The 9,109-nt window shown below is 72.9% G+C and carries 6 protein-coding genes; 4 read left to right on the forward strand and 2 right to left on the reverse strand.

The features are described from left to right. Positions 1–25: 25 nt before the first annotated feature. Together GT354_RS14930 and GT354_RS14935 are read left to right on the forward strand one after the other, a co-directional pair. A complete protein-coding gene (locus GT354_RS14930) occupies positions 26–1,816 on the forward strand; it encodes an ABC transporter ATP-binding protein (RefSeq protein WP_161356800.1) in 1,791 nt (596 codons plus the stop codon). Positions 1,817–2,150: 334 nt separating this feature from the next. Next, positions 2,151–3,851 carry an ABC transporter ATP-binding protein gene (locus GT354_RS14935; protein WP_161356801.1) on the forward strand — a complete coding sequence of 567 codons (1,701 nt, stop codon included), beginning with the start codon at positions 2,151–2,153 and terminating at the stop codon, positions 3,849–3,851. A 188-nt stretch (positions 3,852–4,039) separates the two neighbouring features. Here the strand turns inward: GT354_RS14935 and GT354_RS14940 are convergent, their stop codons facing one another. Further along, positions 4,040–4,630, reverse strand: a complete 591-nt coding sequence (locus GT354_RS14940) for an NAD(P)H oxidoreductase (protein WP_161356802.1) — start codon at positions 4,628–4,630, stop codon at positions 4,040–4,042. Positions 4,631–4,689: 59 nt separating this feature from the next. Further along, a complete protein-coding gene (locus GT354_RS14945; protein WP_161356803.1) occupies positions 4,690–5,751 on the reverse strand; it encodes an NADP-dependent oxidoreductase in 1,062 nt (353 codons plus the stop codon). A gap of 161 nt (positions 5,752–5,912) precedes the next feature. Here GT354_RS14945 and GT354_RS53995 point away from each other — a divergent pair, with 161 nt between their 5' ends. Beyond that, positions 5,913–6,104 (forward strand): hypothetical protein, encoded by a 192-nt coding sequence (locus tag GT354_RS53995; protein WP_237534889.1) that lies wholly within the window; start codon positions 5,913–5,915, stop codon positions 6,102–6,104. A 93-nt stretch (positions 6,105–6,197) separates the two neighbouring features. Beyond that, positions 6,198–9,109 (forward strand): BTAD domain-containing putative transcriptional regulator (locus GT354_RS14950; RefSeq protein WP_346012035.1); only part of this gene is annotated, 2,912 nt, incomplete at its 3' end.

Genomic DNA, 9,109 nt, shown 5'->3' on the forward strand with positions numbered 1-9,109 from the left:
GCCCCCGGCCCGCCGCGGCCCGGGTGTGAGCGCCGCCGACACGCGCGACGCCCCGGCGGCCCTGAGCACGGCGACCGGACGCGAGGCCGGCCGATGGCTCACGGCGCACTGCCGCGAGGTGCCGTGGCTGACCGCCGCCGCCGTGTTCACCATGGTGGCCGGGGCCGCGCTCCAGGTCCTCCCGCTGCTTTTGCTCAGCCGGGTGGTCGACGGGGTGGTCGAGGGCGAGTCGCGCTCGATCCTGGTCACGGTCGGGGTGTCGATGGCCGCCGCCGCGCTGCTCGGCGCGGCGGCCGCCGCGGCATCGACCTACCTGATCGGGCGGCTGGGCGCGGATCTGCTCGCCCGGCTGCGCGAAGACGCCGTCCGCGCGGTGCTGGGGATGCCCAGCGCACGCGTCGAGCAGGTCGGCCGGGGAGACGTGCTGTCCCGGGTCGGTGACGACGTGGCCGTGCTCTCCAAGGGCATCCGCACCGCCGTCCCCACGGTGTTCTCCGCAGGGGTACTGGTCGTCACGGCCACGGTCGCCATGTTCGGACTGGACTGGCGGCTGGGTCTGGCGGGCGCCGGCGCACTGCCCGCGTACGCACTGGCCCTGCGCTGGTACCTGCCCCGGTCCGCCCCGCTCTACCGCAAACAGCGAGTGGCCCAGGCCGACCGCGCGCAGGCGTTGATCAGCGGTCTGGACGGGATCGACACGGTCCGGGCGTACCGCCTGGAGGGCGCCTTCCGCGAGAAGGTCACCGCCGAATCCTGGCGGGTGCGTGAACTCGGCGTCGAAGTGTTCCGGTTCTTCGGCCGGTTCGTCGGCCGGGAGAACCGCGCCGAGTTCATCGGGCTGGTCCTGATCATCGTCGTGGGCTACGCCCTGTTGGAGGCCGATGCCGCCGCTCTGGGCGAAGTGGCGGCGGCCCCGCTGCTGTTCCATCGGTTGTTCACGCCCCTGGGCTCCATCATGTTCACCTTCGACGAGGCGCAGAAGTCGGGCGCGAGCCTGACTCGGCTGGTCGGGGTGCTGAAGGAGGCGCCGGCGGGCCGACTGGTGGGCGACACGAGCGTCGCGTCGGCGGACGTTGCGCCGTACCCGGTGACGGTGACGGGGTTGACCTTCGGCTATCCCGACGCCGAGGGGCCGGTCCTGCGGGACGTCGACCTGGCCATCCCGGCGGGGGGTTCGCTCGCGCTGGTGGGGGCGACGGGCGCGGGCAAGTCGACCCTGGCCGCGCTGATCGCCGGCATCGGGACCCCGCAGGCCGGGTCGGTGCGCATCGGGTCGACCGACCTCGCCGATCTGGACGAGGCCGGGGCGCGGGCGCTGGTGAGCATCCTGACCCAGGAGACGCACGTGTACTCCGGTTCCCTCGCCGACGACCTGCGGTTGGCCGCGCCGCAGGCAACCGACGCGGCACTGCTGGAGGCGTTGCGCACGGTCGGCGCCGACGGGTGGGTCCAGGCGCTGCCCGACGGGCTGGACACCCTGATCGGGGAGGGCGGCGAGCGCCTGGACGGCACCAAGGTCGCCAAGATCGCCCTGGCCCGGTTGGTGCTGGGCCGGTCGCCGGTGGTGGTGCTCGACGAATCGACCGCGGAGGCGGGCAGCGCGGGCGCCGCCGAACTGGAACGGGCCGTGTCGGCCGCGTGCCGGGGCCGGACCACGTTGTTCGTGGCGCACCGGCTGACCCAGGCGATGGCGGCGGACCGGATCGCCGTCCTGGACGCGGGACGCGTGGTGGAGCAGGGCACCCACGAGGAGTTGGTGGCCCTGGGCGGCCGATACGCGCGACTGTGGCGGGCCTGGCGCGAGGGGAGCCGCTAGTGGAAACCGTGTACGCGGCCCATCCGGAGACGGGGCGCCTCGCCGGCGGCGGGACGAGCCCGGCGCGCAGACCGACCGGAGATCGGGACGGTGACACGCGACCTCGTGGCGTCAAGGCCCCCAGGCCCCCAGGCCCCCAGGCCCAAGGCCCAAGGCCCAAGGCCCAAGGCCCAAGGCCCGAGGGTCGAGGCCCCTCACCACAGGAACAGGAACAGGAATCGAATGACGACGAGACGGGCGGCGTGGTGAGCGACTTCGGATCCCTCGACGGACACTCCACGTCGGTGATGCGGCCGATCGCGCCGACCGACCCCGGCGATGGCCGGCCGGCTCGATGACAACCACCGACGCGCAACAACGCCTCCAAGGGCCCGACATCCTCCGGACCACACTGCGTCGCAACATCGGCGCCATGGCCTGGGGCACCGTCCTCATGGGTCTGTACCAAGCCGGGGAGACCGCCTTCCCCATCGCGCTCGGCCTGATCGTCGAACACACGATGCGGGACCGAAATCTCGGCTCGCTCGCCGTGTCGATCGCCGCGTTGGCGGTGATCATCACGACGGTGTCGCTGTCGTGGCGATTCGGCATGCGCATCCTGCAAAAGGCCAACACGACCGAGGCACACCGCCTGCGCGTCCAGGTCGCGGGCCGCGGGCTTCAGCCGGTGGCGGGCGACGGGGGCCTCAAGTCCGGCGAGTTGCTGACCATCGCCACCGAAGACGCCGACCAGACCGCCGACATCATCGAGGTGGTGCCACTGCTGGTCAGTTCGCTGGTCGCGGTGCTGATCGCGGCGATCGTGCTCGGCCTGGCCGACATCCGGCTCGGCGCGTTGGTCATCGTGGGCACCGTCGCGATCCTGTCGATCCTGAGCGTGATGTCCGAGCGGATCGGCACCGGTACCCGCGAACAGCAGGCCAGGGTGGCTCGGGCGGGCGCAAAGGTCGCCGACCTGATCACCGGCCTGCGCCCGCTGCACGGCTTCGGCGGCAACAGCGCGGCGTTCCTGTCCTACCGAAGGGTCAGCACGGAGGCGAGGCGGCAGGCCGTCACCGTCGCCAAGGTCAACGGTGCGTACGCGGGCACCGCGCAGGCCCTCAACGCGATCCTCGCCGCCGCGGTGACCGTGACGGCGGGCTACCTGGCGTTCGACGGCCGGATCACCATCGGGCAACTCGTCATGGCCGTGGGACTGGCGCAGTTCATCATGGAACCGCTCAAGCTTTTCTCCGACATGCCGAAGTACGTGACGATCGCGCGCGCGTCGGCCGAGCGGATGGCGCTGGTGTCGGCCGCGCCGCCGGTGAACACCCCGAGCGTGGCGCGTCCGACCCCGGGCGGAGACCTCGAGGTGGACTGCGTTCGATACGAATCCCTGCGCAAGCTGAAGTTCGTGGTGCCCGCCGGCGAGTTCACGGCGATTGCCGCCTACCAGCCGGGTGCGGCCGTCGACCTCGCGTCGATCCTGGCCGTGCGCGTCCCGCCCCACGCGTACGAGGGCGCGATACGCATCGGCGGACGGGAGATCGCGGACCTGTCGATCGAGGCGATCCGCGAGCACATGCTGGTGAACCCCTACGACGGGGAGATCTTCGCGGGCACCCTTCGCACGAACATCGACCCGTCGGGCAGCAGTCGGACGGTCCCCGAGGCCGTCGAGGCGTCCCTGCTCACCGACGTCGTCGCGCTCCACCGCGAAGGACTCGACTACGCCGTCCGCGACCGCGGCGCGAACCTGTCCGGAGGGCAGCGCCAACGACTGTCCCTGGCCCGCGCCCTCGCCGCCGACGCCGACGTCCTCGTCCTGCACGACCCGACCACAGCCGTCGACGCGGTCACCGAACAACTCGTGGCACGCAACATCGCGAAGCTGCGCCGGGGCCGCTCCACCATCGTGATCACCAGCAGCCCGGCCCTCCTCGACGCCGCCGACCGGGTCCTGGTCCTGGACGACGGCGTGATCACCGCCGAGGGCACCCATCGCAACCTCCTCGCCACCGACCCGAACTACTGCCTGGCCGTGGCTCGTTGACCCGCCGACGACCGCCCCCGACCCGCCGCGGCCGGGGTGCGTCGTCGGCGGGACGGCAGGAACGCGTCGGTTGCCCCGCCCCGCCCCGCCCCGCCGTACCGGGCCCGGCCGAGGGGGAGCGGAACGCCGAGGAGGACGGGACCCGCAGCAGCCCGGCCGGCCCGTCGTCCGCTGCCCGGACGAACCCGTCAGACGCCGACGGGGTGGGTGAGGAACCTCGTCAGCGCGAGGTCGGCCGAGGTCAGGAGGGCGTCGTCGTGGGCGCCGGTGGCGACCGAGTCGTGGACCAGGTGTACGTGGGCGTCTTCGATGCCACAGAAATTCGAGATACCGACTCGGAGTCGACGATCGATCAGGTCGTCCCAGCCGCCCTCGGCGAAGTGTTCGCTCGAGTAGCCGGCCAGGCCGATCCACTGCATCCGCTTGCCCGCCAGGCGGGGGCGGCTACGGCCGTACGCGAAGCCGTGGTTCCAGACCCGGTCGATCCAGCCCTTGAGCAGGGCGGGCAGGCCGAACCACCAGACCGGGAAGACCACGACGATCGTGTCGGCGGCCTCGACGCGGCCCATGTGGGCCCGCACCTGCGGGCTGTACCGCTTGTCCCGGTCGGACCAGTCGGGTTCGTCCGCAGGCGTCATCCGCGGGTCGAAACCCTCGGCGCGCAGGTCGAGTACGTCGACGGTGTGGCCTGCCGCGACCAGCCGGTCGTGGGCCCGTGCGGCGATCTTGGCGGTCAGGGAGTCGCTGCGTGGGTGGGCCACGACGAGGAGGGCGGTCATGGGTCCTACCTTCTTGAAGGGGTGGGGGTTGCGGGTCGGCGGGCGTGCGTTGCTTCGGATCAGGCCAGGCGGACGAGCATCTTGCCCGTGTTCGCCCCGCTCAGGACGCCCAGGAACGCCGCCGGAGCCTGCTCGATGCCCTCGAACACGGTCTCCTCCGTGTGCAGCGAGCCCTCCGTGAGCCAGCCGATCGCCCGGCCGGTGAACTCGGGGAACAGCGCGAAGTGGTCGTTGATCAACATGCCGCGCAGGTTCAGCCGCTTGACGTACGCCTGGAACAGGTTGCCCGGACCGGGGACCGGCCCGGTCGCGTTGTAGCCGCTGATCGCGCCGACCAGCGCGAACCGGGCACCCACCTTGGCGTTGGCGATCGCCGCCTCCAGGTGGTCGCCGCCCACGTGGTCGATGTACACGTCGATGCCGTCGGGCGCCGCCTCGGCCAGTTGGTCGGCGATCGCCCCGGCGCGATGGTCCAACGCCACGTCGTAGCCGAAGTCGCCCACCAACTTCTTCGCCTTGACCGGCCCGCCTGCCGAACCGATCACCCTGGCCGCGCCGAGCTTGCGGGCGATCTGCCCCGCGACGCTGCCGACGGCGCCGGCCGCGCCGGAGACGAACACCGTGTCGCCCTCGCGCACCGGGGCCACCTCGGTGAGAGCCGCGTACGCGGTCAGGCCGGTTGTGCCCAGGGCCCCGAGGTACGCCTGCGCCGGCACCGCCGAGGTGTCCAGCACGATCGCGGTCGCCGCGTCGACGACGGCGTACTCGCGCCATCCGGCGAAGTGCGACACGGTCGCGCCGACCGGGACGGCGTCGGCCCGGGACACGACGACCTCGCCGACCGCGCTGCCGTCGAGTGCCGCGCCGAGCTCGAACGGGGGGATGTACGACTCGGCGTCGTCCATCCGGCCCCGCATGTACGGGTCCACCGACATCCACGTGTTGCGCACCAGGATCTGTCCCTCGGCCGGCTGCGGAATCGCGGTGGTGACCAGCTCGAAGTTCTCGGCGGTCGGCGCCCCCAGGGGACGCGAGACGAGCCGGATCTCGCGGCCGGTCGCGATGACGGGCGTGGCGTCGGTGGTTGCGGGGGTGGCGGGCGTGCCGGTGTTCGCGGACATGGTGTACCCCTGATTCGTGTGGTGGGTTTCGCGCTTCGGTTCGGGGTTCCGAACTCGTTGACAGCACTGTGCCCAGGGGTGCGCACGATCGGCTGGGGATCCGCGCACGGTCGCCTGTGGTTGACCATCAGGGGCCGGTTGACCTGCGCTAACGTGCTCGCATGCGCTTCGGGGTGTTGGGTTCGTTGGCCGTGTGGACCGCCGAGGGGCAGGCGGTGCGAGTCCCCGAGGCGAAGGTGCGCGCGCTGCTCGCGGATCTGCTCGTGCACCGGGACGGTCCGGTGTCGGCCGACCTGTTGGTCGAGGACCTGTGGGGCGCCAGTCCGCCGGGCAATCCGACCAACACCCTCTAGACCAAGGTCTCCCAACTACGCCGCGCGCTGGAGGCGGCCGAGCCCGGAGGCCGCGACCTCGTCGCGTATCGCCCGTCCGGCTACGAACTGCGGGTGGCGGCCGACGCGGTCGACGCGGACCGGTTCGTCGAACTCACCTCGCGCGCTCGCGCGAGTGCGGACCCGCGTACACGGGCGGCGCTGCTCGCGGACGCGCTCGCGCTGTGGCGTGGGCCCGCGTTCGCCGATTTCCGGGACGAGGAGTTCACCCGTGCGGCGATCGGCCGGCTGGACGAACAACGGCTGACGGCGATCGAGGACCAGGCGGAGGTACGGCTCGAACTGGGTGAACACACGCTGCTGGCCGACGAGTTGGGTGAGCGGGTCGCGGCGCACCCGCTGCGCGAGCGGCTGCGGGCCGCGCATCTTCGGGCGTTGTACCGCTCGGGCCGGCAACAGGAGGCGTTGGCCGGGTACGCCGAACTGCGCGAGCGGTTGGCGGACGACCTCGGGCTCGACCCGAGTCCCGAACTGGCGGCGCTGCACCGGGCGATCCTCGCCCAGGACCCGGCCTTGGCGGCCGGCCCCGCGCCCGTTACGTCGGCCGCGCGCACACTGGGCAACCTGCCCGCCGCGCTGACCGAACTCGTCGGCCGAGAGGATGCGGTCAGTGAGGTGGGCGATGCGGTCGACCACGCCCGCCTGGTCACGTTGACCGGGCCCGGCGGCGTCGGCAAGACCCGGCTCGCGCTCGCGGTGGCCGAGGGTATCGCCGACCGATTCCCGGACGGGGTATGGCTGGTCGAGTTGGCCGGACAACGGCACCCGGACGAGGTCGAACTCGCCGAGGCGATCGCGACGGCGCTGGGGATCCGGGACGAGAACGGCTCCGGACCGGCCGGATTCCGAGCGCCGCGACCGGCGGCCCGGCTGGCCGACGCGCTGCGCGAGCGGCACCTGTTGCTCGTATTGGACAACTGCGAGCACGTGATCGAGCCGGTCGCGCTGTTGGCGGACGCGCTGTTGCGGGCCGCGCCCGGGTTGCGAATCCTGACGAGCAGTCACGAGCCGTTGGCCGTCGGGGGCGAGGTGTTGTATGTGGTGCGCCCGTTGGGGCTGCCCGCGCCCGAGGCGCGGTTGTCGGAGCTCGCGTCGTCCACGGCGGTACGGTTGTTCGTGGCCCGCGCGGCGGCCGCGGCGCCCGGGTTCGTCCTGGACGCGCACAACGCGGGCGCGGTCGCGGCGGTGTGCCGGCGACTCGACGGCATCCCGTTGGCCCTGGAACTGGCCGCGACACGGGTACGCGGGCTGGGGGTACACGGCCTGGCGGCGCGCCTGGACGACCGGTTCCGGGTGCTCGGGGTCGGTCGGCGGGGCGCGCCGGCCCGGCAGCAGACGTTGCGCGCGATGATCGACTGGAGTTGGGAACTGCTCGGCGAGGCCGAGCGGGTGGTGTTGCGCCGGTTGGCGATCCACACCGAGGGGTGCGTTCTCGACGCGGCCGAAGCGGTGTGCGCGGGGGCGCCGACGACGGCGACTGTGCCGGCGTCTGTCGGGCGGGACGTGGCGGGCGCCGACGTGCTCGACCTGGTGAGCCGGTTGGTGGATCGCTCATTGGTCGTCGCGATCGACGGCGCGGAGGGACCGCGCTATCGGCTGCTCGAATCGGTCGCCGCCTACTGCGTCGAACAGCTACACGCAGCGGGCGAGTTCGAGATGGTACGGCGGCGCCACGGCGGCTACTACGCGGCGTTCGCCGAGCGGGCCGCGGTCCATCTGTACGGCCCCGAGCAGCGACTGTGGCTCGCCCGCCTGGACGCCGAGAGCGCGAACCTGCGGGCCGCGCTCGACGGCGCGGTCGAGCGTGCCGACGCCGAACTCGCGGTACGGCTGACCGTATCGGTGGCGTGGTACCGCTTTCTGCGCGGACGCTACCGGGAGGCGTACCGGGCCCTGACAGCGGCGTTGGCCGTGCCGAACGGCGGCCGACCGTCGAACGCCGACGAGGCCCGGATCGGCAACGGCGCCCCGAGCGGCCACGGGATGCCGACCGGTGGTCGTCCGTTCGAGGGCAGCGACCCAAAGGACGCCGGCTACGTGCGGGGAGGCGGCGTGGCGTCGGCGTCGGCCGTCGGCGAAGTGTCCGACGCGGCCCGAGCCGGCGCCGGAGCTTGGCGGGCGGGGTTCGCGATGCTCGCGGGCGAGGGCAGTGAACTGCTGCGGCACAGCCGGGACGCACTCAAGGCGTTCGACGGCGTCGAGTCCGGTCGGGCCCGAGCGCAGTGGTTCCTGGGCCTCGCGCACCTGCACGTCGGCGACGCGGACATCGGCGGCGAGCTGATCGACGGTTCCCTGCGCGCGTTTCGCGCGACGGACGACCGGTGGGGGATCGCGGCGGCGTCGAGCAGCGCGGCCAAGCACGCGATGTTTCGCGGTGACGTGGCCGCCGCCGGCGACGCGGCGGCGGACAGTGCCGCGCGGTTCGCGGCGTTGGGCGACCGGTGGGGCAGGGTACAGGCGGCGGACCAACTCGCCTGGGTGGCCGAGGTGGCGGGCGACTACGACCGGGCGGGCGCGCTGCACCGCGAAGGGCTGCGCGGCGCCGAGGAGTTGGGCCTGTGGACCGATGTGTCCTACCGATTGTCCGGTCTCGGCCGGATCGCCCTGCTGCGCGGCGAGTTCGAGCGCGCGGCCGAGTTCCACGAGCGCGGCCGGCGGCTCGCGGCCGAGCAGTCGAACCGGTTCGCGGAGGAGTTCGCCGAGGTGGGGCTCGGCCTCGGGGCGCGCCGCGCGGGCCGGCTGGATCGGGCCGAGGCGCACCTGCGCAACGCGCTCCGGTGGAATCGCCGGCTTCAGGAGGACTACGGCGCGGCGTTCTACGGCGTGACGCTACTCCTCGCCGAACTGGGCTTCGTGGCCGAGCTGCGCGGCGACGCGGCCGGCGCGCGCGAGTTGCACGCCGAGGGGCTGACCGCGGCCCGGGCGGGCGGCGACCCGCGTGCGATCGCGCTCGCCCTGGAGGGCCT

The organism is Streptomyces sp. SID3343 (assembly GCF_009865215.1).
Lineage (GTDB): Bacteria > Actinomycetota > Actinomycetes > Streptomycetales > Streptomycetaceae > Embleya.